Annotated in this window: 31 protein-coding genes; 4 read left to right on the forward strand and 27 right to left on the reverse strand. The window is 57.2% G+C overall.

Annotated features, from left to right (window positions below):
* Positions 1–2: 2 nt before the first annotated feature.
* From nuoK to C4S59_RS01225, 22 genes are all read right to left on the reverse strand, one after another.
* On the reverse strand, positions 3–308 hold the full coding sequence (nuoK, locus tag C4S59_RS01120) for an NADH-quinone oxidoreductase subunit NuoK (protein WP_103908640.1): 306 nt from the start codon (positions 306–308) through the stop codon (positions 3–5).
* A gap of 134 nt (positions 309–442) precedes the next feature.
* Complete coding sequence (locus C4S59_RS01125; RefSeq protein ID WP_103908641.1) at positions 443–1,045, reverse strand: NADH-quinone oxidoreductase subunit J; 603 nt, start codon at positions 1,043–1,045, stop codon at positions 443–445.
* Positions 1,045–1,449, reverse strand: a complete 405-nt coding sequence (locus tag C4S59_RS01130) for a carboxymuconolactone decarboxylase family protein (RefSeq protein ID WP_103908642.1) — start codon at positions 1,447–1,449, stop codon at positions 1,045–1,047. Before C4S59_RS01130 ends, C4S59_RS01125 begins: the two co-directional genes overlap by 1 nt.
* Positions 1,446–1,850, reverse strand: a complete 405-nt coding sequence (locus C4S59_RS01135) for a carboxymuconolactone decarboxylase family protein (RefSeq protein WP_103908643.1) — start codon at positions 1,848–1,850, stop codon at positions 1,446–1,448. The genes C4S59_RS01130 and C4S59_RS01135 overlap by 4 nt, the downstream gene beginning before the upstream one ends.
* Entirely contained in the window at positions 1,847–2,341 is a 495-nt protein-coding gene (nuoI, locus tag C4S59_RS01140; RefSeq protein ID WP_103909369.1) for an NADH-quinone oxidoreductase subunit NuoI, read from the reverse strand. The genes C4S59_RS01135 and nuoI overlap by 4 nt, the downstream gene beginning before the upstream one ends.
* A 51-nt stretch (positions 2,342–2,392) precedes the next feature.
* The gene (gene nuoH / locus C4S59_RS01145) at positions 2,393–3,430 is read right to left on the reverse strand and encodes an NADH-quinone oxidoreductase subunit NuoH (RefSeq protein ID WP_103908644.1); all 1,038 of its coding nucleotides are present in this window, start codon (positions 3,428–3,430) and stop codon (positions 2,393–2,395) included.
* Between the two features lie 7 nt (positions 3,431–3,437).
* Positions 3,438–3,845 (reverse strand): hypothetical protein, encoded by a 408-nt coding sequence (locus C4S59_RS01150; protein ID WP_407703006.1) that lies wholly within the window; start codon positions 3,843–3,845, stop codon positions 3,438–3,440.
* Between the two features lie 4 nt (positions 3,846–3,849).
* Positions 3,850–5,871 (reverse strand): NADH-quinone oxidoreductase subunit NuoG, encoded by a 2,022-nt coding sequence (gene nuoG / locus C4S59_RS01155; RefSeq protein WP_103908646.1) that lies wholly within the window; start codon positions 5,869–5,871, stop codon positions 3,850–3,852.
* Positions 5,872–5,881: 10 nt separating this feature from the next.
* The gene (locus C4S59_RS01160) at positions 5,882–6,292 is read right to left on the reverse strand and encodes a DUF5333 domain-containing protein (RefSeq protein ID WP_200813145.1); all 411 of its coding nucleotides are present in this window, start codon (positions 6,290–6,292) and stop codon (positions 5,882–5,884) included.
* A 127-nt stretch (positions 6,293–6,419) separates the two neighbouring features.
* A complete protein-coding gene (locus tag C4S59_RS01165) occupies positions 6,420–6,743 on the reverse strand; it encodes a hypothetical protein (protein ID WP_103908647.1) in 324 nt (107 codons plus the stop codon).
* A 45-nt stretch (positions 6,744–6,788) separates the two neighbouring features.
* A complete protein-coding gene (gene nuoF / locus C4S59_RS01170) occupies positions 6,789–8,078 on the reverse strand; it encodes an NADH-quinone oxidoreductase subunit NuoF (RefSeq protein WP_103908648.1) in 1,290 nt (429 codons plus the stop codon).
* Positions 8,079–8,081: 3 nt separating this feature from the next.
* Positions 8,082–8,300 (reverse strand): DUF5337 domain-containing protein, encoded by a 219-nt coding sequence (locus C4S59_RS01175; RefSeq protein ID WP_103908649.1) that lies wholly within the window; start codon positions 8,298–8,300, stop codon positions 8,082–8,084.
* A 16-nt stretch (positions 8,301–8,316) separates the two neighbouring features.
* A complete protein-coding gene (locus C4S59_RS19755) occupies positions 8,317–9,342 on the reverse strand; it encodes a hypothetical protein (RefSeq protein WP_234994648.1) in 1,026 nt (341 codons plus the stop codon).
* A 30-nt stretch (positions 9,343–9,372) separates the two neighbouring features.
* Entirely contained in the window at positions 9,373–10,599 is a 1,227-nt protein-coding gene (locus C4S59_RS01185; RefSeq protein WP_103908650.1) for an NADH-quinone oxidoreductase subunit E, read from the reverse strand.
* An 87-nt stretch (positions 10,600–10,686) separates the two neighbouring features.
* Positions 10,687–11,061 carry a hypothetical protein gene (locus C4S59_RS01190; RefSeq protein WP_103908651.1) on the reverse strand — a complete coding sequence of 125 codons (375 nt, stop codon included), beginning with the start codon at positions 11,059–11,061 and terminating at the stop codon, positions 10,687–10,689.
* A complete protein-coding gene (locus C4S59_RS01195) occupies positions 11,058–12,287 on the reverse strand; it encodes an NADH-quinone oxidoreductase subunit D (RefSeq protein ID WP_200813165.1) in 1,230 nt (409 codons plus the stop codon). Before C4S59_RS01195 ends, C4S59_RS01190 begins: the two co-directional genes overlap by 4 nt.
* The gene (locus tag C4S59_RS01200; protein ID WP_103908653.1) at positions 12,287–12,895 is read right to left on the reverse strand and encodes an NADH-quinone oxidoreductase subunit C; all 609 of its coding nucleotides are present in this window, start codon (positions 12,893–12,895) and stop codon (positions 12,287–12,289) included. Before C4S59_RS01200 ends, C4S59_RS01195 begins: the two co-directional genes overlap by 1 nt.
* Positions 12,896–12,905: 10 nt before the next feature.
* Positions 12,906–13,439: a NuoB/complex I 20 kDa subunit family protein gene (locus tag C4S59_RS01205; RefSeq protein ID WP_200813146.1), complete on the reverse strand. Its 534-nt coding sequence runs from the start codon at positions 13,437–13,439 to the stop codon at positions 12,906–12,908.
* On the reverse strand, positions 13,430–13,795 hold the full coding sequence (locus C4S59_RS01210) for an NADH-quinone oxidoreductase subunit A (protein ID WP_103908655.1): 366 nt from the start codon (positions 13,793–13,795) through the stop codon (positions 13,430–13,432). Before C4S59_RS01210 ends, C4S59_RS01205 begins: the two co-directional genes overlap by 10 nt.
* A gap of 334 nt (positions 13,796–14,129) precedes the next feature.
* Positions 14,130–14,786, reverse strand: coding sequence for a glutathione S-transferase family protein (locus tag C4S59_RS01215; protein ID WP_103908656.1), 657 nt, complete (start codon positions 14,784–14,786; stop codon positions 14,130–14,132).
* Positions 14,783–16,339, reverse strand: coding sequence for an AMP-binding protein (locus C4S59_RS01220; RefSeq protein WP_103909371.1), 1,557 nt, complete (start codon positions 16,337–16,339; stop codon positions 14,783–14,785). Before C4S59_RS01220 ends, C4S59_RS01215 begins: the two co-directional genes overlap by 4 nt.
* Positions 16,340–16,360: 21 nt before the next feature.
* Complete coding sequence (locus C4S59_RS01225; RefSeq protein WP_103908657.1) at positions 16,361–16,651, reverse strand: hypothetical protein; 291 nt, start codon at positions 16,649–16,651, stop codon at positions 16,361–16,363.
* 175 nt (positions 16,652–16,826) lie between these two features.
* Between C4S59_RS01225 and C4S59_RS01230 the strand changes: the two genes are divergently transcribed.
* Entirely contained in the window at positions 16,827–17,288 is a 462-nt protein-coding gene (locus tag C4S59_RS01230) for a CreA family protein (protein ID WP_103908658.1), read from the forward strand.
* A gap of 12 nt (positions 17,289–17,300) precedes the next feature.
* Here C4S59_RS01230 and C4S59_RS01235 read toward each other — a convergent pair whose 3' ends face one another.
* The 4 genes from C4S59_RS01235 to C4S59_RS01250 all read right to left on the reverse strand — a co-directional run bounded on the left by C4S59_RS01235 (position 17,301) and on the right by C4S59_RS01250 (position 22,255).
* Entirely contained in the window at positions 17,301–19,532 is a 2,232-nt protein-coding gene (locus C4S59_RS01235; protein WP_160006713.1) for a PAS domain-containing hybrid sensor histidine kinase/response regulator, read from the reverse strand.
* On the reverse strand, positions 19,525–20,058 hold the full coding sequence (locus C4S59_RS01240; protein ID WP_103908660.1) for a hypothetical protein: 534 nt from the start codon (positions 20,056–20,058) through the stop codon (positions 19,525–19,527). Before C4S59_RS01240 ends, C4S59_RS01235 begins: the two co-directional genes overlap by 8 nt.
* A gap of 318 nt (positions 20,059–20,376) precedes the next feature.
* Positions 20,377–21,558, reverse strand: a complete 1,182-nt coding sequence (locus C4S59_RS01245; protein WP_103908661.1) for a DegT/DnrJ/EryC1/StrS family aminotransferase — start codon at positions 21,556–21,558, stop codon at positions 20,377–20,379.
* Positions 21,559–21,589: 31 nt separating this feature from the next.
* Positions 21,590–22,255: an HAD-IA family hydrolase gene (locus C4S59_RS01250; protein WP_103908662.1), complete on the reverse strand. Its 666-nt coding sequence runs from the start codon at positions 22,253–22,255 to the stop codon at positions 21,590–21,592.
* A 110-nt stretch (positions 22,256–22,365) separates the two neighbouring features.
* Between C4S59_RS01250 and glmU the strand changes: the two genes are divergently transcribed.
* From glmU to C4S59_RS01265, 3 genes are read left to right on the forward strand one after another with little or no spacing between them, the layout of a single operon-like run.
* Positions 22,366–23,721, forward strand: coding sequence for a bifunctional UDP-N-acetylglucosamine diphosphorylase/glucosamine-1-phosphate N-acetyltransferase GlmU (glmU, locus tag C4S59_RS01255; RefSeq protein ID WP_103908663.1), 1,356 nt, complete (start codon positions 22,366–22,368; stop codon positions 23,719–23,721).
* Positions 23,721–25,538, forward strand: coding sequence for a glutamine--fructose-6-phosphate transaminase (isomerizing) (glmS, locus tag C4S59_RS01260; RefSeq protein ID WP_103908664.1), 1,818 nt, complete (start codon positions 23,721–23,723; stop codon positions 25,536–25,538). Before glmU ends, glmS begins: the two co-directional genes overlap by 1 nt.
* A 50-nt stretch (positions 25,539–25,588) precedes the next feature.
* Complete coding sequence (locus tag C4S59_RS01265; RefSeq protein ID WP_103908665.1) at positions 25,589–26,296, forward strand: DNA alkylation repair protein; 708 nt, start codon at positions 25,589–25,591, stop codon at positions 26,294–26,296.
* Here C4S59_RS01265 and C4S59_RS01270 read toward each other — a convergent pair whose 3' ends face one another.
* Positions 26,297–26,800: a hypothetical protein gene (locus tag C4S59_RS01270; protein ID WP_103908666.1), complete on the reverse strand. Its 504-nt coding sequence runs from the start codon at positions 26,798–26,800 to the stop codon at positions 26,297–26,299.
* Positions 26,801–26,859: the final 59 nt, after the last annotated feature.

Raw genomic sequence — 26,859 nt, forward strand, 5'->3', positions numbered from 1 at the left:
GATCAGCCTTTCATCACGTTGACGTCTTCCACGGCGATCGTGCCGCGGTTGCGGAAGAAGCAGACGAGAATGGCAAGGCCAATCGCCGCCTCTGCTGCCGCAACGGTCAGGACAAACAGCGTGAACACCTGCCCAACCAGATCATTCAGGAAGGAAGAGAAGGCGACCAGATTGATGTTTACCGCCAGCAGCATCAATTCGATCGACATCAAAAGAATGATGACGTTCTTCCTGTTCAGGAACAGTCCAAAGATGCCGATGACGAACAATGTCGCCGCGACTGTCAAATAATGTTCAAGTCCGATCATGTCGTCCCTCTGGGCTTACGCCCGCTTCCCAACCGGGCCCTTATTGGTCCCGTTTTCATCAGTACACACCGTGGTTGACCCACGGCACTTTCCCTAGTTTTCGGCCCGCGCGACTTGGCGGGCCAAGGCAAGGATCAGAGACCCTGCCCCGGTTTCACATCATGCAGTTCCATGGCCGTCGCCGGATCGCGATACATCTGGGCCAGAACATCCTGACGCTTGACGTCCGAACGGTGGCGCAGTGTCAGAACAATCGCACCGATCATCGCAACGAACAGGATCAGACCTGCCAGCTGGAACAGCAGGAAGTAGTCGTCATACAGGATCAGACCCAGCGCTTCTGTGTTATGGCGGCCTTCCGGTGTCGCCTGCGCAACCAGACCTGCTGCGGCCTCGGATGTCTGCCATTCGCCGAATGCGATGGTGAACTGCATCAGGATCACGATGCCGATCAGAAGTGCCAACGGCAGGTAGCGCGACATTTCCGCCTTCAGTTCGGCGAAATCCACGTCAAGCATCATCACGACGAACAGGAACAGAACCGCGACCGCGCCGACGTAGACGATAACCAGAAGCATCGCGACGAATTCGGCACCCAGCAGAACAAACAGACCAGCCGAGCTGAGGAATGCGAGGATCAGCCACAGCACCGAATGAACGGGGTTACGGCTGATGACTGTGAACAGGCCGCCCACAATCGTGCTGATGGCGAACAGATAAAAGGCAAAAACGGTCATTATTCGTCATCCTTGTCGTCAGCCATGACGTCACGCGCCAAATCCATTGCGCGTGTCATAGCGGGTAAGCCGGCAAACATCGACATTTGTGCGATGGTTTCGGCAATTTCTTCTTTCGTGGCTCCGGCTTCGAGCGCGTGGCGCACGGTCAGCCGGATTTGCGCATCAGCCTGCGCGCCCTGCATGGTCAGACCGGCCAGCGTCAGCAAAAGACGTGTCTTTGCATCCAGCCCGTCCTTAGAGATGCCTTTGCCAAAGGCCATCTCCATGATTTCCTTGGGCATGGTCGGCCAAAGCTTTTCGAACCCCGAGGGGCTGAAGTTTTCCAGCGCCGGATTGAACGCTTTCGCCATTTCCTGCGCTTGCGCCATCATCAGCTCGAACGGGGTCTTGCCAGTGTTCATTCTGCCGTCTCCCCTGCTTCTGCTTCGAATACTTCCATGGCTGCGTTCAACGCGTTGAACATCGCAGGCATGCCGCCATAAAGGCTCATTTGATAAATCGCTTCCGCGATTTCTTCCTGCGAAACGCCCAGCTTGCGCGCGGCAGAGACGTGGATTTTCAACTGAGGGCGCGTTTGACCGCCCTGCGCCGTCAAAGCCGCAATCGTCAGCAGTTCGCGCGTTTGCTGTGGAAGAACACCACGGGGATAGATCCGGCCGTTATGTTCCACCAGATCCCGCGCCAGTCCCGGCAACAGGTGCTCGTACCGCGCGCGCAAAGCGTCTTCCATCCCAGGATTGGTTTCCTCGGTGAAGGCTTTGCCGCGTGCGTAGGCGCTGTTATCGGGCGCTGCGTCGATCATCGGTAGGGCGCATCCAGTTCCAGATTGCGGGCGATTTCAGCTTCCCAACGTTCGCCATTCGAAAGCAGCTTTTCCTTGTCGTAGTAAAGCTCTTCGCGGGTCTCGGTCGAGAATTCGAAGTTCGGGCCTTCGACAATCGCATCCACAGGGCAGGCTTCCTGACAGAAGCCGCAGTAGATGCACTTGGTCATATCGATGTCATAACGCGTGGTGCGGCGGCTGCCGTCTTCGCGGGGTTCCGCGTCGATGGTGATCGCCTGCGCAGGGCAGATCGCTTCGCACAGTTTACAAGCAATGCAGCGCTCTTCCCCGTTGGGATAGCGGCGTAGCGCGTGTTCGCCACGGAAACGCGGGGACAGCGGGCCCTTTTCGTGAGGATAGTTCACGGTGGCCTTGGGCGCGAAGAAGTACTTCAGGCCCAGTTTCATGCCCTGCCAGAAATCCTGCAGCAGGAAATACTTGGCCGCGCGGGTGTAATCGATCTGTGTCATCTCAAACCCTCCGGGTTCGTTATCAGTCATGCGCCCGAAAGCGCGCTATCCTCAGGCGCCTGTGGTCCAGCGAGCGAAGAGGCCCCAGAACCAGCCGAACTTGGCGGCAAAGGCTACAAACACAACCCAACCAAGGCTGAGCGGCAGGAACACTTTCCAACCGATGCGCATCAGCTGGTCATAGCGGTAGCGCGGTGTGATTGCCTTCACCATGGCGAAGAGGAAGAAGAAGAAGCCCATCTTGGCAACCATCCACAGCGCACCGTCCGGAATACCCGGGATCGGGGACAGCCAACCGCCAAAGAACAGCAGCGTTGTCAGGGCGCACATCAGGAAGATCGCGATGTATTCACCGGCCATGAAAAGCAGGAACGGGGTCGAGCTGTATTCAACCTGGTAACCCGCAACCAGTTCGGATTCCGCTTCGGGAAGGTCGAATGGCGGGCGGTTGGTTTCTGCAAGTGCCGAGATGAAGAACAGGAACACCATCGGGAAGTGCGGCAGCCAGTACCAGTTGAAGAAGCCGTAGGATCCATCCTGCGCGCGAACGATGTCACCGAAGTTCATCGACCCGGTCGAGATGATCACGCCGATGATGATCAGGCCCAGCGATACTTCGTAAGAAATCATCTGAGCAGCGGACCGGAGCGAGCCGAGGAACGGGTATTTCGAGTTCGATGCCCAACCGCCCATGATCACGCCGTACACCTCAAGCGAGGACACCGCGAAGACGAACAGGACCGCCACGTTGATGTTCGACAGAACCCACGTGTCAGTGAAGGGGATCACCGACCATGCGATCATCGCCAGAACAAAGCTGATCATCGGGGCCAGCATAAAGACCGTGCGGTCCGCGCCGGCGGGGATAACCACCTCTTTCACGACATATTTCAGGGCGTCAGCCACTGTTTGCAGCAGACCAAAGACGCCAACGACGTTCGGGCCACGACGCATCTGGACAGCCGCCCAGATTTTACGGTCGCCGTACACAAGGAACAGCAAGCTGATCATCACAAAGCTCAGGACTGCGAGGCACTGCGCCACGATCAGAAGGGCGGTTCCGCCGGGAGTGGTCAGAAATTCAGACATCGGGTCCTCACACCATCGGTATTCCATTGTCCGCGCAGTTGAAGGCGGTGACTTCGGCATCGATCGTCTTCAGCCCGCGCGGGAGGGCTGGCGAGATGGTGTAAACCGCATCTGCGCGCCAGAGGCCACCCTCTTCGGTGACATTTGTGCGTAAATGCCGTGCGAAACCGTAGCCTCGTATCAGCGTATACTGCGCCGCAGCGCATTCTGCATAGTTCTCAACATCGATCGAGTCACGCGCACCGCGCATCTCGACCAGAAACGACACCAGATCACCGTCCAGAAGACGTGTCTCGACCCCGTTGTACACGGGATTGAACGGCAGCGAATCCCTGTCGACTGTCTCGACAGGCTCGCATCCGGCCAATGCCCCCGCGACAACCGCGAGAGAGAGTGATGTGGTGTCGAACCGCATCATGTTACTCCGCGGCGATCTGTGTCTCTTTGCGCGCTTTGGCGTTGGCAGAGAGTTCCGCCATCAGCTGCGACGCACGTGCAATCGGGTTGGTCAGGTAGAAATCGGCAACGGCGGTGCCAAAGGCGCCCTGCCCCAGCTTTCCAGCGTCTTCCAACTTCCATTCGTTTTCAGGAACGTCGTCCACCTTGGCCAGATGCGGAACCGCCGCGACCAGCGCCTGACGCAGTTGCGCAAGGCTGTCGAACGGCAGCGTTTTGCCCGCTTCAGCAGACAGAGCACGCAGGATGGCCCAGTTTTCCTTGGCCTCACCCGGTGCGAAACCAGCGCGGAACGCCAGTTGCGGGCGACCTTCGGTGTTTACGAACAGACCGTTTTCTTCGGTGTAAGCAGCACCCGGCAGGATAACGTCAGCGCGGTGTGCGCCGCGGTCGCCGTGGCTGCCTTGGTAAATCACGAACGGACCTTTGGCGATTTCGATTTCGTCTGCGCCAAGGTTGTAGACCACATCAGCACCGTCCATCGCGGCTTCGATACCGCCTTCGGTGACTGCACCAATGTCCATCGCGCCCACACGGCCAGCGGCAGTGTGCAGAACCATGAACTTGGAGTTCGTCGCATCTGCCAGCTTCATCGCTGCGGCCAGAACGGCAGCGCCGTCTTCGCCACGCAGGGCGGCCTGACCGATGATGATTACGGAAGGTGCGTCTTTGACCGCGCCGAACTCTTTGTTCAGCAGGCCTTCCAGCGCTGCGCGGTCGGTGCCGACGTGCGCATATTCGTATGTCAGATCAACAGCTTCACCAACCAGACCGACGTTCGCACCAGCGGCCCACGCCTTACGGATACGGGCGTTCAGAACCGGTGCTTCTGTACGGGGATCGGTGCCGATCAGCTGAATGAACTTGGCGCTGTCGATATCTTCGATGGACGCCGTGCCAACATAGCCCGATCGGTTGTCAGCAGGCAGTTTCGCGCCGTCTGTACGGCATTCAATTGCACCGCCGAATTCGGAAACCAGAGTTTTCAGGGCAAATGCAGCCTCAGTGGATACCAGATCGCCAACCAGACCGGCAACTTTCGTGGCCGACGCCAGCTTTTCTGCTGCCAGCGACAGGGCCTCGGGCCATGTTGCGGGGCGCAGTTTGCCGTTTTCGCGGATGTACGGACGATCCAGACGCTGACGGCGCAGGCCGTCCCAGACGAAACGGGTTTTGTCCGAAATCCATTCTTCATTCACGCCGTCGTTGTTACGCGGCAGGAAGCGCATGACTTCGCGGCCTTTGGTATCAACGCGGATCGCAGAGCCCAGAGCATCCATCACGTCGATGGATTCTGTTTTTGTCAGTTCCCAAGGACGCGCAGTGAAGGCGTAAGGCTTGGACACCAGCGCACCGACCGGACACAGGTCGATGATGTTGCCCTGCATGTTGGAATCAAGCGTTTGGCCCAGATAGGACGTGATCTCGGCGTCTTCGCCGCGACCTGTTTGGCCCATCTGCGTGATACCAGCGACTTCGGTCGTGAAACGGACACAACGTGTGCAGGAAATGCAGCGCGTCATGTGGGTTTCGACCAGCGGGCCCAGATCCAGATCGGCATTCGCGCGCTTCGGTTCGCGGTAGCGGCTAAAATCAACGCCATAGGCCATAGCCTGATCCTGCAGGTCGCATTCGCCACCCTGGTCACAGATCGGGCAATCCAGCGGGTGGTTGATCAGCAGGAATTCCATGACGCCTTCACGCGCCTTCTTCACCATGGGCGAGTTCGTGCGGACCTGCGGCGGCTGGCCTTCGGGACCAGGACGCAGATCACGCACCTGCATGGCGCAGGAGGCCGCCGGCTTGGGCGGGCCGCCTACAACCTCAACAAGGCACATCCGGCAGTTACCGGCGATCGACAGACGTTCGTGATAGCAAAAGCGCGGGATTTCGATACCGGCCACTTCACAGGCCTGAATCAGCGTCATCGCGCCATCAACTTCGATTTCATTGCCGTCGATGATTACCTTGCGGAGGTCTGACATCTGTCTCGTCTCACCTTGCTTTAAGAAGAACGCCGATTTGGCTGCCCTTCGCTATTTCTTGTTTGCCAAAGGTGCAATAGGCGGCGTCGTTCTTTCGATCCACACCACGTTCGGCGAGGTATTCTTCGCCGCGTGCACGCATTCTTTTCTGTTCGTCTTTCGACCCCGTGTACGCCTTGATTTCCTCGTCAGAGTAACCCAGCGAACGGGCTTTGCTTTTCAGTCCCTGGATATGCGTCAGGGCCTTGATCATACGGGCGTCGATGTCATCGCAGTTTTTGCGAAGATCATCCGCAATCGCGACCATCAACAGAGCATCGTCAATCTCGGGCACATCGCGCAGCGGCGGTTTCGCCACGGCGGACGTCGCCATGAAAGTCGCGGTCAGAGCCAGTGCGATCGATGTTTTTACCGGTGTCATGTCATCTCTCCTAAACAAGACAAAGCACCCCGCGGAAACGCAGGGGCATCGCCCGAGAGATGGGGATTGCGGCCATTGCTATGCAATAACCACGGCGATTTCCCGCCTGTATGTGCGGTGAAACCGATCATTCCTGACATGTCCCCCGCAGAACGATCCGGTCGCCGTCACGCGGCAGTTGATCAACAGGGGTTTCCGGATCGAAGGCAAACTCGATGTCGGATGTGCCGTAGTATTTGATGCAGTGCTTGGTCGCCTCGTAAAAGGCCGCCGCTGCGGCACCTTCGATGCCACGGCTGATCGGGCCAGCAGTGGCCACAAAGTTCTGGCGTTCCTTGCGCGGAGCTTTGGCCGAGGCGCGATAGTATTCGCCCTCGAACTGGGTGCGGCTGCCCTTGCCGCAGGACGCCAACATGGCCAGTGCGGCCAAAATCAGAACTGTCTTACCCATTCCTGTCACTCCGCTGTGCCGACGCTGACGCGCCGGACCGTGGTGTTATTCAGCCGCGATACGACCGGCGCGCTGGTCTTTGATGCGATCTTCGATCTCGTCCCGGAAGTTCCGGATCAGACCCTGGATCGGCCATGCGGCCGCATCGCCCAAGGCACAGATTGTGTGGCCTTCCACCTGCTTGGTCACGTCCAGCAGCATGTCGATTTCTTCGACCTCTGCCTGACCTTTCACAAGACGATCCATCACGCGCATCATCCAGCCTGTACCTTCACGGCACGGCGTACACTGACCGCAGCTTTCGTGCTTGTAGAACTTGGACAGACGCCAGATCGCTTTGATGATGTCTGTGGACTGATCCATGACGATCACAGCAGCGGTCCCCAGACCGGACTGCAGATCATTGCGCAGATAGTCAAAGTCCATGATCGCGTCGCGCATGTTTTCACCGCGCACACAAGGAACCGACGAACCGCCCGGAATAACCGCTTTCAGGTTATCCCAACCGCCACGGATACCGCCGCAGTGCTTTTCGATCAGTTCTTCAAAAGAAATCGACATCGCCTCTTCGACAACGCAGGGGTTGTTCACGTGGCCCGAGATCGCAAACAGCTTGGTGCCTGCGTTGTTCGGACGACCGAAGGACGAGAACCAGTCACCGCCACGACGCAGGATCGTCGGGACAACGGCGATGGATTCAACGTTGTTCACAGTTGTCGGGCAGCCATAAAGACCTGCACCCGCCGGGAACGGCGGCTTCATGCGGGGCATGCCCTTTTTGCCCTCAAGGCTTTCCAGCAGCGCGGTTTCTTCACCGCAGATATATGCGCCCGCGCCATGGTGGACGAAGATATCAAAGTCCCAACCGGAACCGGCAGCGTTCTTGCCGACCAGACCAGCATCATAGGCCTCGTCGATCGCGTTCTGCAGCGCTTCGCGTTCGCGGATGTATTCGCCACGGATGTAGATGTAGCAAACGTTCGCATTCATCGCGAAGGACGCGATCAGGCAACCTTCGATCAGCGTATGCGGATCGTGGCGCATGATTTCGCGGTCTTTACATGTACCGGGCTCGGATTCGTCAGCGTTAACCACAAGGTAAGACGGACGACCGTCGCTTTCCTTGGGCATGAAGGACCACTTCAAGCCAGTGGGGAAGCCCGCACCACCGCGACCACGCAGACCGGATTTCTTCATCTCGTCCACGATCCAGTCGCGGCCTTTCTTGATGATGTTCGCGGTGCCATCCCAATGGCCGCGCGCCTGCGCACCTTTCAGGGTGCGGTCATGCATCCCGTAGATGTTGGTAAAGATGCGATCCTGATCCTGCAGCATTGCCTAGTCCTTGTCCTTCTGGCGGGACCGCCAGAGTTGGTAGATCATCCAAAGTGCCCATCCGAAACCAGCCAGCACGGCCAGATCGAACAATGCGCGGGTGCGCTGGCTCCAGTCCAACGCACCCCCAAGAGCGGTGATCGCGATCCAGAAGATGCCCAATCCGGCAACGACCAGCGCAAGAATGCGCCCTTGTCGTACTGTAGGATCGGTTTTCGTCATCGCGATTTAAGCCCCTTTATTTGTACGTGCCGTCTTTCGACGCGCGCTTGGAGAACTCTGTCTCTTCGCCCGCAGCCAAAAGTTTGGCCTGTTCGACCCAAGCGTCGCGCGTCGCGCGGCCCTTGAAGCCTTTGAGGTTCTGGTCGACCCATGCGACCTCGGCGTCTTTCCACGCCGCGACCTGATCGTAGTGGTAGAAACCCAGCGAATGCAGCATTTCTTCCAACTTCGGGCCAACGCCTTTGATCATTTTCAGATCGTCTGCGCCGCCAGCACGCGGTTTATCAAGCGTCGCGGGCTTGGTGCCAGCGTCGGTTGCTGCCTCAGGAGCCGCTGCTTTCTTGGCCGGAGCCTTCTTTGCAGGCGCTTTCTTGGCCGCAACTTTTTTCGCCGGTGCCTTTTCGTTGGCGGGGGCTTCGTATTTCCACTCACCCTTGCGGCTTGCCAGCTCTTCCTCGCCTGCGAGTGTGGTGTTCGACTTCACCGGCGTCGCGGCAGGTGCCGCAGCTGTGGATGTCGATGCCGACGCAGCAGACGCTTCGGTAGCAGCAGGTTCGACGGCAGCGCTTGCAGCAGGTGCTTCCGCGTCTGCGGATGCAGATGCGTCGCTTGCAGCATCGCCTTCGTATTTCCAGTCGCCCTTGCGGCTGGCAAGTTCATCTTCGCCTGCCAGCGTGGTCTTCGACTTCACAGCCTCAGATGTTTCTGTGCTTGCGGGTGTCGCAGCCGCAGGCGTCGCGGCAGCAGCGCCAGACGCGGCAGCAGCGCCAGACGCGGCAGCAGCGCCAGACGCGGCAGCAGCCGCCGGTGCAGATGTGGAAGATGTCGCGGTTGTTGTGGAAGCGGCGTCGTCATTGCCTGCGCAGAACAGCCAGTTGAACAGCAGCCCCGAAAGAACAAAAACCAACAGCCCCAAGAACAAAGCGGCGAAAAAGCTGAAACCACTCATGATCGTCAAAATCACAAAGGTGATCAGACCGATGCCAGCGGCAAGTGCCCAGCATCCCGTCGAGCAACTCATGCCATTCTTCGGTTCACCCATTTTTTTAACTCCCTGTCCGTATTCTTAAAGTTACGTGTCGTACACGTTGCCCTTTTTAACACGGGAAGAGAACTCCGTCTCGCCTCCGGACGCCAACAGCTTGGCTTGCTTGACCCATTCGTCACGGGTCACGCGGCCTTTGAAACCTTCAAGATTTTGGTCAACCCAGCGAATTTCTTCGTCTGTCCATGCCGCAACCTGATCGAAGTGATAGAAACCCATTGAATTCAATAGGCTTTCAAGCTTCGGACCGACGCCTTTGATCTGTTTCAGATCGTCAGCTTTGCCGTCGCGCGCAGCCGTCAGTGTTTGTGGCTTTGTACCTTCGTCGGATACGGCCTCTGCGGCTTTTGGTGCTGTTTCGGCCACAGTTTTGGCCTTTGCAGCAGGTTTTGCCGCCTTTTCGGTCGTTGTTTTGGGTTTCGCCTTGGATTTGGCTGTCGCCTCGCGCTTGTCGACACCTGTGTCGTCAGCGGGCTTACCCTTGGACACAGCCGGTTTCTTACCAGCAGCAGAATCAGACTTCACAACGGGGCCAGCTTCGCCACCGCGCTGGTCATTCCACGGGGCGGACAGCGGAACCTCGGTGCCGTCGATACGCTTGATCGAGTCACCGATGTCTGTCGCCAGCGTTGCCGAGGCGTTGTATTTATAACCTGCGTTGTCGCCTGTCAGCGACGTCAGACCTGCCTTGGGCTCGGATGTGAAACGGCCATTTTGCGGCCCCGGTGTCGGAACCTTGCCTGCCGCCATTTCGTCGATCATCTCGGCCAGACGTGTCGCAGTCAGGTCTTCGTAGTAATCTTTGCCGATCTGCGCCATCGGGGCGTTCGCACAGGCACCAAGGCATTCAACCTCTTCCCACGAGAACTTGCCATCTTCGGACAGCTGGTGCGGCTTGGCGGCGATCTTTTCCTTGCAGACAGCAACCAGATCTTCCGCGCCACAGATCATGCAGGACGTTGTGCCGCAAATCTGGAAGTGCGCCACGCTGCCAACCGGCTGCAGTTGGAACATGAAGTAGAACGTCGCAACCTCGAGCGCACGCATGTAGGCCATGTCCAGCATCGCTGCCACATGTTCGATTGCGGCACGGGTCAGCCAGCCTTCTTGTTCCTGAGCACGCCACAGCAGCGGAATGATCGCAGAAGCCTGACGACCCGCAGGGTATTTGGTGATCTGCGCTTCTGCCCAAGCTTGGTTGGCCGGAGTGAAGGCAAAGCTTGCCGGTTGTTCAGGGTGAAGACGTCTCAGCATTGTTATGTCCTATTGCGTCGGCACGCGGATGGCAGGGAATGGAAGCCCCCTGCCCGGGTTATGTCGGTTCAGCGCCGCTGCTTAGCCTTAGCTCGCAGCAGCCGCTTCGGTTGTTGTCGCAGCTTCGTCCTCGGGCGCGCAGGCACCCACTTTCAGACGGAAGCCGCCGTTCGAGAGCAGTACGCCCTGACGAGAGTCGATCATGTACTCGGCCATCTCACCCAGTTTCATCGGAGACAGGCCTGTCTGGATCTCGAGCGCCTGAAGATCACCTTCGTTACCAACGTCACAGCCCAGGGATTCCACCGCGGCGATATAGTTCGCCACATCATTGGTGCTGGTTCCTTCGGGGGGCATCGCACAGGCCCCGAGCAAAGCAAGCGGTGCAATCACACCAGCCACTTTTTTCAGGGACGCGTCAAAGCCGCCCACTGCGAACGTCTGAACGAAAGTCATTGTCATCTGTCGATTTCTCCAAACACTACGTCCATGGTGCCGATAATTGCGGCGACGTCAGCAAGTTGGTGACCGGTGGCAATGTAGTCCATCGCCTGCAGATGCAGGAAGCCCGGCGCGCGCAGTTTGGCACGGTAGGGTTTGTTCGAACCATCGGCCTTCAGGTAGACACCGAATTCGCCCTTCGGTGCTTCGACAGCGGCGTAAACTTCGCCTTCGGGCACGTGGAAACCTTCGGTGTACAGTTTGAAGTGGTGGATCAAAGCCTCCATCGAGGTCTTCATGTCCGACCGCTTCGGCGGAGTCAGCTTGCCACGGGCAAGAACATCGCCTTGGTTCTCGGGCATCTTCAGCTTGGCAATCGCCTGACGGATGATGCTGAGCGACTGACGCATTTCTTCCATGCGGACCAGATAACGGTCATAGCAATCGCCGTTTTTGCCGACAGGGATCTGGAAGTCGAACTCGTCATAGCATTCGTAGGGCTGCGCACGGCGCAGGTCCCACGCCAGACCGGAACCACGGACCATAACGCCCGAGAAGCCCCAGTTCTGAATGTCTTCTTCCGATACAACACCGATATCGGCGTTACGCTGTTTGAAGATGCGGTTTTCTGTCAGCAGGCCGTCGATGTCAGCGATTACGCGCGGGAATTCCACAGCCCACTGGTCGATATCGTCCAGCAGATCTTCGGGAAGGTCCTGATGGACACCACCGGGGCGGAAGTAAGCCGCGTGCAAACGGGCACCACAGGCGCGTTCGTAGAACACCATCAGCTTTTCACGCTCTTCAAAGCCCCACAGCGGCGGGGTCAGCGCGCCTACGTCCATCGCCTGAGTGGTGATGTTCAGCAGGTGGTTCAGGATGCGGCCGATTTCCGAGTACAGAACACGGATCAGCGACGCGCGACGCGGAACTTCAACGCCGGTCAGCTTTTCAATCGCCAGACACCAAGCGTGTTCCTGGTTCATCGGCGCCACGTAGTCGAGGCGGTCGAAGTACGGCAGGTTCTGCAGGTAGGTGCGGCTTTCCATCAGCTTTTCGGTGCCACGGTGCAGCAGGCCGATGTGCGGGTCGCAACGTTCAACAATCTCGCCGTCCAGTTCCAGAACCAGACGCAACACGCCGTGCGCCGCAGGGTGCTGCGGGCCGAAGTTGATGTTGAAGTTACGGATTTTCTGTTCGCCAGACAGCGCGTCTACGCTGCCGTCATCAAACTTGGAGCCGTCCATCATTTCGATGCCTCCTGTTTTTCGTCGCCCGGCAGCACGTATTCCGCGCCTTCCCACGGCGACATAAAGTCGAACTGGCGATATTCCTGAACAAGCGACACGGGTTCGTAGACCACGCGCTTCTGTTCTTCGTCGTAGCGGACCTCGGTATAGCCCGTGGTCGGGAAATCCTTGCGCAGCGGGTAGCCGCGGAACCCGTAGTCGGTCAGGATGCGACGCAGATCGGGGTGACCTGTGAACAGAATACCGAACATGTCGAAAACTTCACGCTCGAACCAGTTGGCCGAGGGGTGCACATCAACGATCGAAGGCACCATGTCCTCTTCACGGATGCTGACACGCAGACGGATGCGGTGGTTCTGGTACATCGACAGAAAGTGGTAAACCACATCGAAACGCTTACCGCGCGCGGGGTAGTCCACTGCTGTGATGTCGACCAGCGAATTGAATTTGCAGGTCGGGTCGTTTTTCAGAAATTCGACCAGACCGGCGATGTTGGACGGGGCCACGTCGACGTTCAGTTCGTCAAATGTGACGTCCCAGCCGATGACGCAGTCGGGGCGCTTGGCCTCGATATAGCCACCCAGTTCCTTAAGTGCTTCGGTCATCTTATTCTCCTCAGCGCGTCAGGGTGCCGGTGCGGCGGATTTTACGCTGCAACGCCATGATGCCGTACAACAGCGCCTCTGCCGTCGGAGGGCAGCCGGGCACATAGACGTCAACCGGAACGATGCGGTCACAGCCGCGCACAACGGAATAGCTGTAGTGATAGTAGCCACCGCCGTTCGCGCAGGACCCCATCGAGATCACGTAGCGCGGCTCGGGCATCTGGTCGTACACCTTGCGCAGGGCCGGTGCCATTTTGTTGGTCAGCGTACCCGCAACGATCATCAGGTCGGACTGACGCGGGGATGCGCGCGGCGCTGTGCCGAAACGCTCAAGGTCATAACGCGGCATGGACGTGTGCATCATTTCAACCGCACAGCACGCCAGACCGAACGTCATCCAGTGCAGCGAACCTGTCCGCGCCCAGTTGATGATGTCTTCGGTCGACGTCAGCAGGAAACCTTTGTCGGCCAGTTCCTTGTTCAGGTTCTGAACAGCCACTTCACGATCCGCGCCTGCGGTGTTGGCTCCGGTCATCACTCCCATTCGAGTGCTCCCTTCTTCCATTCATATGCAAAGCCCGCTGTCAGCACGGCAAGGAACACCATCATCGACCAGAAGCCCACCATCGAGATATCTTTGAAACCGACGGCCCATGGGAACAGGAACGCGATTTCAAGGTCGAAGATGATGAACAGGATCGACACGAGGTAGAAGCGGACATCGAATTTCATACGCGCGTCATCGAAGGCGTTGAAACCACATTCGTAGGCCGACACCTTTTCCGGATCCGGATTGCGGACCGCAAGGACAACAGCAGCAAGAATGAGAACAAGTCCTAGACCAATAGCAATGGCCAGAAAAACGAGAATGGGGAGGTATTCCCTCAGCATCTCTTCCACGGGGATGGCTCCTTTCCCAGCAGGTACCAGCGGATGGCACGGCCTGCGGCATCAAGTGGCGATGTTGACTTGCCAATCATCTATCCCCGTGCCGGATTGTGGTCAACCGACGCGAGGCTAGAATTCGCAAGTTATACAACGACGGCAGTTCTGCCCATTCTATTAAAAAATTTCCTTCAAATACAAAGACCTAAGTAACTTAAAAATGATATAACAAGCGACTTTTGGGGAATTTAGATGACTTTTCAGGCAGTCATTCCCGCTTAAACTGCGCTAATATGCCCACGTACAACTAAGGTCTGAGGCCGGAAATCCCGAATCCGGCGTGATGTGATCACACCTCCCACGCAGGGTAGAACTCTTTTTCGTACAAAACCGTATCGGACGCAGTGGGCAAACTCTTCTGGAATGCATCGCGCGACGTTATGCGATCCAGCCAGGCCTCGACTGCGGGGAAGTCATCCGTCTTGGCGAAATGGCGGGACATATATACCGCCTGCCCCACGCTGACGTCCGCCGCCGAAAACCCGCCGTCCAGAAGATAATCGCGGCCCTGCAAACGCTCTTCCACGGCAGCATAGCATTTTCCGATCCGGGCGGCCTCCAGCTTCATCACAATCGGGCTGCGCATCGCATCATCGTACAGCATCAAATGCTGCTGGGTCAGAGCGGCGGCATGCTGGCTGATGGTTTCGGCAAAATGGACCCAAACCAGCCAATCCGCCCGTTCCGCCGCCCCCGGCGCACGCCCCAGGCCAGCATCCGGAAAGGTTTCGCACAGAAATTCGGTGATGGCCGCTGTTTCAAACAGAACCTGCCCGTCTATTTCCAAAGCAGGCACCCGCCCAGCCGGTGACAGCGCCAGATAGTCCGCGCTGCGCAACGACTTATCAAACGGATGCGTGATGCATTCGAATTCAACACCCAATTCGTGCAGCAACCAAAGCGACCGCATGGAACGGGACTGTGGGACGTGGTGCAGCCGGATCATACCGCTTCGTCCCGCGCCATGGCCTTCAGGTCTTTGCGGATAACCTTGCCCGTCACCGTCATGGGAAGCGCCTCAAGGAAACCGATTTCGCGAGGATAGGAATAGCTGGCCAAACGGGATTTCACATATTCCTGCAGCTCCACTGCCAGATCGTCTGACGCGGCATGATCAGGCTTCAGCACAACATAGGCCTTTACGATCTCGGTCCGCATCTCATCCGGTTTGCCCACCACGCCAACCGTCGCAACGGCTGGATGGGTCATCAGGCAATCCTCAATCTCGGCAGGTCCGATCCGGTAGCCGGCCGAGGTGATAACGTCGTCTTCACGACCGACAAAGCGCAGATGGTCCCCTTCCCAGATGCCGCGATCCCCCGTCAGCATCCATTTGCCTTTGAATTTCTCTGCCGTTTCTCTGGGCTTGCGCCAATATTCCAACATCATCGACGCGGAACCACGTTTGACCGCGATATCGCCCTCGCCTTCGGTCGGTTCGCCATTTTCGTCCAGCACCGCCAAACGGTGCCCCGGAACCGCGCGGCCGATTGTGCCCGGCTGGGGCGGGAACGCGGCGCCACATGACGACGCGATCATGTTGCATTCGGTCTGGCCGTAGAATTCGTTGATAGTCACGCCCAGCGCATCCTTGGCCCATTCGAGCATTTCTGCACCCAGCGGTTCACCCCCCGACGCCACAGTCCGCAACCCCGGTATCCGCGTGTTCGAAGCCTTCAACATGCGCAACACGGTGGGCGGGAAAAAGACGTTCTTCACATTGCCCTGCTTGCAGATGCGCACCGCATCCTCTGGCGTGAACTTGGGCAAGCGCGCCGCCACAACAGGCACGCCCAACGCCAACCCCGGCATCAGCACATCGAACAGCCCCCCGATCCACGCCCAATCCGCAGGGGTCCAGAGCCTGTCACCCCGTTCCCCAAGGAAATCGTGACTCATTTCAACACCGGGCAGATGGCCGGTCAGAATACGATGACCGTGAAGCGCGCCCTTGGGCTTGCCCGTAGTGCCAGACGTATAGATCAGAACAGCGGGATCATCCGGCGTCGTGTCGGCCAAGGCGATCGTGGCCTGCGGTCGCGCAGGTAATGTGTCGGGCGTGATGACGCCAAGGCCAAATCCCTTTAGGCGCGGTTCGTTGGTGCGATCCGTGACCACCACGCCCATGCCCGAGTCATCAATCCGGCTGGCCAATGCATCGTGCTGGAACAAGGTAAAGAGCGGGACTGAAATCGCCCCGAGGCGCCAGCACGCGATATGCGCGGCCGCCAACAACGGGCGCTGGCTTAGGAAGACGCCGACGCGGTCAGTTGGGCGTACACCCTTTTCGATCAAGGCTGTTTCTACGCGACGGGAATATTCCCACAACTGACCATATGTGAAGGCCCGCGGTTCGGCCCCGTTCAGATCCAGAATGGCAATCCTGTCGGGGTCCGTTGCGGCCCAACCATCACAGACCTGATGCGCAAGGTTCAGATGCTCGGGCAAATCCCAGCGGAATGATTTGTAAAGCTGCTCATAGGGTTTTCGTCGCAACATCATAAAGGTCGGTCCAATGCATTATGCATCCGGCGCAGGCGTGTGATCGATCCACAGCGTTCGCCCGAACCGGTCAATTCCTGTCAGCCAATTTGTCCCGCAGGACACCACAAGCCATTCGCGATCCTTCTCGGACGGATAGGCAAAGCAATCTGTCATATCTCCGCCTGTCTTTTCGACATAGGCTCCCGCAACGGCATTGATGACTTCGGTCTCAGAAAGCGAAGTCATCTGCTGCCCCTGCTTCAATCCGAAGTAACCGAAGGTCAGGGTCAGGCAGGATACAGGCAAAAACCACAGCCATTTTGGCATCAGAACCTCTTAGTCTTAGAAGGCCGATAGGGCATTGAATTCTGAAATCCTTACGACATCGTTTCAGAACGCTAGGTCCGCAAACTCTGCGGGTCAAGAACTGCGACCCACATTAGACTTGTGAAACACCGCCTGCCCCACCATCTAAAGATGACCCGTTTTGAAGGAGCGCACGATGAACCGCCTGAAATCCCTTTGCACCGCTGCCGCAGTTGCCTGTCTATCTACGGCCGCGCAGGCGGAACAGATTGGTGAAATCGGTGTGGACTGGGTCGGGAACGACATTATCGTGGAAGCGATTTCAGATCCTGATGTCGAAGGCGTCACCTGTCACATTGCCTATTTTGAACGCGGCTTGTTTGACCGACTTTCCAAAGGAAACTGGTTCGAGGACCCTTCAAACGCCTCGATCGCCTGCCGTCAGACAGGGCCAATCACAATCGGCGACATTGATAGAGATAAAGACGGCGAAGACGTGTTCCGGCAGTCCCGCTCGATCATCCTGAAATCGCTTAGAGTGAAACGTATTTGGGATGAGGCAAACCAAACGCTGATTTACGTCGCCCATGCTGCCGAATTGACGGACGGTTCGGCCAAGGTTTCGATTTCCACCGTTCCTTTGTATTCCAGCGACTGATCCCACCCTTCATCAGGATTTGATCACGCCCTCGGTCGGCTTTGCCTGCTTGAGCTTTTCAAGTTCAAGCTGAACGTCCTCGATCGCAAGGCCGATGTGATCGCTTTGCACCCGGCCAAGCGCCTCAAGATCGCGCAGTGCACCGGCAAGGCTGCCCATAGACAGCATGGATGCCGCCCCCTGCACGGGATGGATGACATCAACGATGGTGCCGAAGTCCTTTTTCTTCAATGCGCTTTTGGCTGCGACGATCGCCTCGGAAATATCCCTAAGGCACAGATCAACGTATTTCTCGAAATTGGGTATCTTGACCGGCGCATTTGGTGTTCTGGCGTTCAGCGCATCGGCAAGTTCAGCCAGTTTGACCGGCTTTTGCACGACCGCGTTCATCCCGCACTTGCGACAGGTTTCAATGATTTCGTCATCCACATAGGCCGTCACACCAACAATATTGACGTCCTTCAGATGCGGCAGCTTCCGAATACGCTGCGCCGCCTGATACCCGTTCATATTGGGCATATGGATATCAAGAAGCACATGATCCGGAGTGAAATCCCGCAAAAGATACATTGCACTTTCCCCGTCCCGCGCTTCGATCACATCGGCGCCGAAGCTTGTCAGAATCTCGCGCATGATGTCGCAATTGATCGGGTTGTCGTCAGCGAACACAACGCTTTTGCCCTTTAGATCAAGGCCAGCAAGCTGTGAATTCCGCTTGGGTTCCTTAGGCGCTTCGGCACGTGGTTTCGGCGCGGACTGCGCCGCCGGAATTTTGAACGCGACTTCGAAGGTCGTTTCCAACCCTTCCGTGGATTGAACCGTCATGAAGCCGTCCAGCTTTTCGACAAGGCTTTCCACAATCGAAAGGCCAAGTCCGACACCGCTGTGCACCTCTCGGATAGTGGCCGAGCTTTCGAAGGGCTGAAAGATTTTTTGCAAGCGCTCTTCGCTGATGCCACAGCCCGTATCAGAGACCCGCAGACAAAGGTTGTTCATATTCCCCTCTGACAAAGGCATCAGATCAGCTGTCACCGAGACAGCCCCGTAGTCTGTGAATTTGATCGCGTTCGAAATCAGGTTTTGCAGGATCGTAAACAAGAACTCGTAGTTTCCTGTCAGCGTCAAATTGCTTGGCCCCTTCACAGTCGAGATCAAAGCAATGCCTTTCTTCTTTGCCAAAACCTCGAACTGTTCGACAACATCATCCAACAACGCCTCGACAGTAAATTCCCGCACTGCGACTGCAGGCGCAGCGCCTTCAGCCTTAAGAAAATGCAAAACACTGTTGATCTGACGAAGCGCAACGTCCGAAGACTTTGCCGCCAGTTTGACAAGGCGCTGCTGCGGACCGCTCAGCGTTTTATCGGCTGCCAGCATTTCAATCGCCGCGCAAATTCCGTTCATCGGGGTGCGCAATTCGTGCGACATCGTTGCAAGAAAGCGGATCTTTTCCTTTTCGCCCGCGCTGGCCCGATCACTGGCCTCTTGCAAGCGCTTGGAACGCTCTATCGCGTCGGCATAGCGTTTACCCAGTGTCAGGTCGCGAACGGTCAGAACATACAGACCCACGTCACCCGTCGGCGGGCAATAGACAACCTCGACCGGCACCAGCCCATCAGCCGAGTTTATGGCTGCCTCAAAACTTTTCGACTTTCTGCCGAACACGCGTAGATTGCCGTCCGGCCGAATGAAATCCGGTACCGCCGAGTTAAAGTCAAACAACTTCTGAATGTGGCATCCGACGATCTCTTCGCTTTTCGCGTCGACAAGTGCGATGAATGCGGGATTTGCCTCTTCAACGATACCTTGTGGCGTCACTAGAAGCACACCGTCACCGGCGTTATTGAAGACGTGGGAAAGTCGCGCCTGAATTCCGCGGCGCTTTTCCATTTCGCGCTGCAATTTCTCGGTACTTTCGGTCAGGGCGCGGAAACGTAAATCCGATGCATCCTGCCGGAACCGGATGAGCACCCCTACCTGACCGTTAAATAGTGAAATCCTGTGCATCAGCGTGGAAAGGTTTTGATCGCCGATATGAACAGCAACTGGGATAGGCTCAGAAACGCTCCGCGCCAAAGAAAGCGACTTATGCGCCGCTTCGCTTTTCAACCAATCTTCAAAATCAAATTCCAAGTCTGATGCAGCCGGGTTCTCAAAAATCACTTCCGCATCAGGGCCAATCAAAAAGACTGGGCTTGGATCCTTGGACAAAAGCGAAATCAGGGCCGCAAGCAGATCATCCATCGGGGTCATCCCTGTAGAAAATCTGGCCCTCGCCTTCAAGATCGTCCAGATAGACTCGCATCCTGACCTTGCCAGTGCCCTGATCATCAGCAGCGCACAACAGAACACGCGCTTGCCCCAAACTCTGAGCAGTCATATGGCCAACCAATCCGCATGCCAGCATGCCCAGATACCGATTGTCGACCTGAACACCACCGATGGGTTTAAACGTTCGGCTGAATTCGAAAAAGGACTCGTCCTTTGCGACCGCCAATTCATTCTCCATACGAGAGCTGAGCAAATGAAGCACTGAAAATAACTGATTTTTGGATAACACCTCAACCCCGAGTGAGTCTATATAAATGTTATACAACTTATCGCCGATAGATTTCCCCACCAGTGTAAAATACCCGTTCGCTTCGACGGACCCGACGATCTCTTCCAAACCCTGAAACAATCCTCCGATGGCAAATTCAAGGATCTGCTCGCGCGAGATTTGCGTGCTTTTGACGACTGCATCGTCAGGAAATGTTTGCATCTTGGCCATGTCAGCACTCCTCGGCACTGGTACGTGTCGGTCAGTTAACAGCCAAAGACGGGAAGATTGATGTTTCGCCCAGCGCCCGAGCGACCCAGTGACTGTAGGAAAATCAGATTAAAAAACGCCAGCATATCCAAAATTGGAAAGTTAGCGGCGATAGTTATAATGACTTTAAATATATATTCAAGAGGCGAATTACACTTAAAGCACTATGGCCGTCATTTAAACTCAGCCATCCCAGCACATTTTTCGGATACGTCCGCTTCTTCCTCAGATTTTCGCCGCTTTTAAATAGTTGAAATTGGCGGAACTAAAGTCGTTTTTTTACCCAGCGTTCAATTCCTGGCAGATGATTTCCGCAATCAGTTCACAATCACGTTTTGAAAACGTCAGCGGAAGCCTCATATCGATAAGCCCCCTTAAAACATCGTCTGTTTCAGGCATCCGTTCGATGGATGTAAACTGCCACGAGTCGTATCGCGACGTGAAACCTTTTGGCTCCGGCTCTCCGAACCACTTTAACTCAACACCGCGATTTTCACAACGTTTTATAAAACCTGTGATTGTATCCGAGGGAAAGTCAGGTAGCAGAAACTGAAAGGACGACCCGACATAGGCTTCATCCTGCGGGCGTTTAGGCACCACAACCTGTGGTGCATTGGCCAAAGCGTGCTCCATCACATGATAAAGCACATTCCAGCGCTCGACCCGCTCAGGCAAATCACGCAGCTGAGGGCGAAGTATTGCAGCGCGCAGATTATCCATCCGCCCCGAGATGTTGGGCGTCACATACTTCAGTCGCTCGAACACTTCGGGTGGCGGTGCCGCGATATGGCGCCCATGCATCATGTAAGAGCCGGACATCAGAATTGCGCGCGCCGCGATTTCGGGATCATCGCTTACCAGCAGCCCGCCCTCGCCTGAATTGGCGTGCTTATACGTTTGCGTCGAATAACAAGCGACGGCACCGTGACGTCCGGACGGCACACCGCGGAACGAAGCCCCCATCGTATGGGCGCAATCCTCGATCACGGTGACAGAGGCCTCTCGGCACATGTCCATCAACCGGTCCATATCGCAGATGTGCCCGCGCATGTGGCTGAGCAACAGAAAGCGAGCCTGTGGCAGTTTGGATTTCAGATCGTCCAGATCAATGGTCAGATCCTGCGTCACGCCCACATAGATCGGCACGGCCCCGACACTGAAAATCGCGCCAGGCACTGGCGCTAGGGTGAAAGCATTGGAGAGAACGGTATCACCACTTAGAACGCCGACTGCGCGCAAGGCCGTTGCGATCGCATATCCCCCCGATGCGACGGCCAGACAGTACTTTGCCCCCACCATCTCAGCGAATTCTTGCTCAAGCAGCGCGGTTTCCCCGACCTCGCCATCGACCGTATTGTAGCGATGCAGACGCCCAGAGCGCAAAACAGCAAGGGCTGCATCTATCCCCTCTTCGGGGATCGGCTCTTGTTGGGTGAAGTTTCCGTTAAAACGCTTTTCCATGACCCATTGGTGCGACGTGCGCCTGCATCCGTCAATCAGCCAAAAGGCGGCGTGACACGCCCAAAAGCTCATCAAAGTGTTCGATAATCGCTTCGGGCTTAAGCGTGGCAACCGTATCGCCTGCCGGACCGAACGCAACGAGCACCGAGGGCACCCCTGCGTTGCGGGATGTCTCACGGTCGGTGTTCGTGTCGCCGACCAACAAAGATTGCGCGCGATTGCCGCCCACGCCATCAACCGCCGCAAAGAACGGACGCGGGTCGGGTTTGCGCACCGGCAGGGTATCCGCGCCAATCATCGAGCCGAAAATATCGCGTATTTTCAGATTGTTCAGCAACTTCTCAGCAAGGCCTGACGGTTTGTTCGTGCAGATACCCACCGCAAAGCCGTCAGATTTCAACGATTCCACCGCTTCGATTGCCCCCGGATAAAGCGATGTGTGAACCGAGATATTGTCGTCATACGCATCCAGAAGCGCGGGATACCACTTGTCAATCACGGCCTCGTCCACATCGCCCATGCGCGACAGACCGAGGCGCAGCATTGCGCGTGCTCCGTGAAACGCGGTTTCAGCATCGCCCACCGCATCCAATTGCGGGCCCACACCCATTTCGATGAAACAGTGATTGGCAGCCGCAATCAGGTCTGCACTTGTGTCGGCCAAAGTGCCGTCCAGATCGAAAATCACCGTTCGCATTCCGCATTCTCCATATGTCACAGCCTGTCACGTTCCGTGAGCGGACACGACTTGTTCCCATGGCTGAAACGGTTAAAACGACCGCGACCTAAAGACAAAGAGTTTATCTGATGAATATTGCTCTGATCATCCTTGCGGCCGGCAAAGGCACACGCATGGAATCGGACCTTCCCAAGGTACTGCACAAGATCGCAGGCGCGCCGATGCTGGCCCATGTCATGAAGGCGGGCAACAGCCTCGAGCCGGAGAAAGTGGTGGTGGTTGCTGGCCATGGTGCTGATCTGGTGACCAAAGCCGCGCAAGACTACGATCCCGAGGCGACAATCGTTCTGCAGGATGAGCAGCTTGGCACCGGCCACGCGGCCATGCAGGCGCGCGATGCGCTGGCCGGTTTCGAAGGCGATGCGATCGTTATGTTCGGCGATACCCCCTTCATCAGTCAGGACACATTGGAACGTATGGCCGAAGCGCGCGCCAAGCATGACGTGGTTGTGCTGGGCTTTAACGCAGCTGACCCGGCCAAATACGGCCGTCTGGTCACCGAAGGAGATACGCTTCTTCGGATCGTCGAATTCAAAGACGCCAGCGACGAAGAACGCGCGATTACCCTGTGCAATTCCGGCGTTCTCTGTGCGTCCGCCCCGATGCTGTTTGACCTGCTTGATCAGGTGAACAACGACAACGCATCTGGCGAATACTATCTGCCTGATATCGTCGGCATCGCCCGCGACAAAGGCATGTCGGCCACCGCCGTAACCTGCGATGAAGCCGAAACGCTGGGCATCAACTCGCGCGCAGAACTGGCTGTCGCTGAAAAGATTTTCCAAACCAAAGCCCGCGCCGATCTGATCGAGGATGGCGTTTACATGCAGGCCCCTGACACAGTCTATCTGTCGTTCGACACGGTGATTGGCCGCGATGCCGAGATCGAGCCGAATGTTGTCTTCGGCCCCGGCGTGACCATCGAAAGCAATGCGCAAATCCGCGCGTTTTCGCATCTGGAAGGGTGCCACGTGTCCCGCGGGTCCGTGGTCGGCCCCTATGCTCGCTTGCGCCCCGGCGCGGAACTGGCCGAAGATGTACGCATCGGCAACTTCGTCGAGGTCAAGAACGCCCAGATCGACGAAGGTGCCAAGGTAAACCACCTGTCCTACATCGGTGACGCCCATGTTGGTGCGGGATCGAACATCGGAGCAGGTACGATCACCTGCAACTACGATGGTTTCTTCAAGCATAAAACCGAAATTGGCGCAGGCGCGTTCATCGGCTCAAACACCATGTTGGTGGCCCCCGTTAAAATCGGCGTCGGCGCCCTGACAGGTAGTGGTTCGGTGATCACTAAAAGCGTCCCGGACGGTGCAATGGCGCTGGCGCGGGCCCCTCAGGACAACAAAGAGGGCCGCGCGACAAAAATGTTCGATATTTTAAAGGCCAAGAAGGCTAAATCCCAAAAGGATAAGTCATAATGTGTGGAATTGTGGGGGTTCTCGGAAACCATGAAGTTGCGCCTATTCTGGTAGAAGCGCTTCGCCGGCTTGAATATCGCGGCTACGACAGTGCTGGTATCGCCACCGTGAACGGCGGAACTTTGGACCGCCGTCGCGCTGTCGGCAAACTGGTCAACCTGTCCGATTTGCTGGTTCATGAGCCGCTAGCAGGCAAGTCCGGCATTGGACACACACGCTGGGCAACCCATGGCGCGCCGTCTACCAAGAACGCACACCCCCACCGCGCCGGCCCTGTGGCCGTTGTTCACAACGGGATCATCGAAAACTACCGTGAACTTCGCGAAGAGCTGGCTCAGCATGGCTGCCAGTTTGCCACCGAAACCGACACGGAAACCGTTGCCCTGCTGACCGAGCATTACATCAAGCAAGGCATGAACCACGTTCAAGCGGCTGAAAAAACGCTGTCGCGTCTGGAAGGTGCCTTTGCCCTCGCTTTCCTGTTCGAAGGCGAAGACGATCTCATGGTTGCGGCACGCAAAGGCAGCCCGCTGGCTATCGGGCACGGTGACGGCGAAATGTTTGTGGGCTCCGACGCCATCGCGCTGGCCCCGATGACCAATCGCATCACCTATCTCGAGGAAGGCGACCGCGCGATCCTGACCCGCCAAGGCGCTGATATTTACAACGAAGCGGGCACTTTGGTGAACCGCGAACTGCGCACCATTCAGGTCGACGCGACACGCATCGACAAATCCGGCTACAAACACTTCATGGCTAAGGAAATCGCCGAACAGCCTGCTGTTCTGGCAGACGCCCTGAACCGCTATGTGGATCAGGACAGCATTTCCGGCCCCATCGCCGATCTGGATTTCACGGACACAACCGGCATCACTCTGGTCGCGTGCGGCACAGCGTTCTACGCCTGCCTGACAGCCAAGTACTGGCTTGAAAAACTGGCCCGCATTCCGGTTGAGGTCGATATCGCGTCCGAGTTCCGCTACCGCGAACCGCCCATCGCCAAAGGCACCACAGCGATCTTTGTCAGCCAGTCCGGCGAAACAGCCGACACGCTGGCCGCGCTGCGCTACTGCGCAGGTAAAGCGGATCGCATCCTGTCCGTGGTCAACGTTGCCGAAAGCTCGATCGCGCGGGAAAGCGACGTGGCGCTGCCGATCCATGCCGGCGTTGAAGTGGGCGTTGCCTCGACCAAGGCCTTCACATGCCAGCTGAACGTTCTTCTTTTGCTGGCGATCAAAGCGGCCACAGACAAGGGCGAGCTTGATCAGGGATCACGCGCCAAACTGCTGGAAACGATGCGCGCATTGCCCGGTATTTTCAACGTCGCGCTGGACCGTGACAGCGTGATTGAAACAGCATCGGCCCAAATCGCCGAAGCCCGTGACGTGCTGTTCTTGGGTCGTGGATTAATGTATCCCCTCGCACTTGAGGGCGCACTTAAACTAAAAGAAATCAGCTATATACACGCCGAAGCTTATGCATCAGGTGAACTCAAGCACGGCCCCATCGCGCTGATCGATAAATCCGTTCCAGTCATCGTCTTCGCGCCTCGTGATTCCCTGTTCGATAAAACCGTGTCGAACATGCAAGAGGTCATGGCGCGCGGTGGCAAGGTGGTTCTTGTGACCGATGCAGCAGGTGCCCAGCAGGCCGGAAGCGACACGTGGAAAACCATCATCCTGCCCGAGGTCGACGAAGTGGTCGCCCCGCTTCTGTATGCCTTGCCCGCCCAGCTGATCGCCTATCATGCCGCAGTTGCCAAAGGCACCGATGTGGACCAACCGCGCAACCTCGCAAAATCTGTGACGGTTGAATAAGCATCCAGCTGGCCCGCGAAGGGCCAGCCATCAAAGGCGCGCTGCAAGCCATGAACGATCTTGAAAACGTGTCCCTTCCCGAGAACGAAGAAGATGCGATCAACGCGCTTCGTGAACACGTTGTCGAAGGGCGCGCCGAAGAGATGGCCGCATATCACAAAGTGGATCGGCCCTACCTTGGCGTGCCCAATCCGGTTCTGAATGACTTGTCCACGATTTGGCGGCGCGGTCTGCCCCTCGATGCGCGAGTGGCGTTGGCCGGGGATTTGTGGGCGAGTGATATTTTCGAAGCTCGGGTCACGGCCGCAAAACTGCTGACGCAAGCGCGGATCAAGGATGATGGCCAGGTTTGGGATCTGATTGTCAGTTGGGTGCCTGAGTTCGATTCCTGGGCCATTGCCGATCATGTGGCGTCTGCCGGTGGGCGACGTTTGACTGCGCATCCCGAACGGCTGGACCAGATCGACGCATGGACCAAAAGCGATCACATGTGGACGCGCCGCGCGGCGTTCGTCTTTACCCTGCCCTTCGGAAAATCCCGCCACCCGAGCGAGACCGAGATAGCCGCACGAAAGCGCATTCTTGGCTGGGCCGTTGATCTTGCCAGTGATCCCGAATGGTTCGTTCAGAAAGCCATCGCATGGTGGCTGCGTGATTTGTCACGCCATGCACCGGAACAGGTGCACGATTGGCTAACGGAACATGGCGACGCGCTTAAACCCTTTGCCCGCAAAGAGGCCGCGCGCCACCTGCCCTGATTACCCTTCGATGTAGACCTCGATGGTCGGCAAATCGGTCAGCGGCGCTTCGATCAGGCGCATGGCCGCCAGCGAAATTCGGCTGCCAGCACCATCAGGCGCGTCAATCGGGATCAAATCGACCTGAGCGGATTTGCCGGAGCCCGGGAACACAACACGTCCCTTTGCGGGGGCATCCACCAAAGGCGTTTCCAGCCAGAAGCCTGCCTTGGTGGGGTCCCCGAGAGATGCGATCGTTGTGCCCAAAGAACGTCCGCCAGTCGCTGGGGCAGCGGCCTCGACACGTTCTTCGGCTGTGGTTGTGTCGAACTCTTCGACCGTACGCGCATTTTGCGGCGGGCGTACAGCAGACCGCACTTCTTCCACGGTTTCCTCGGAAGGTTCGACCGCGACAGCAGGCTGGGCCGCTTCGGTGTTTTCCAGTGGCGGTTTGACTTGGAACGGGCCAGTGCCACATCCAGCAATAGGAAGTGCCAGAAGCAAACAAACGAAAGAGTTACGCATGATAAGACCTTTGTCCTGTGATCAGGTTTGCAGCAATACTTGCCCGAGCTTGCAGGAAT

Origin of the sequence: Thalassococcus halodurans, assembly GCF_900108225.1 — a bacterium.
Lineage (GTDB): Bacteria > Pseudomonadota > Alphaproteobacteria > Rhodobacterales > Rhodobacteraceae > Thalassococcus > Thalassococcus halodurans.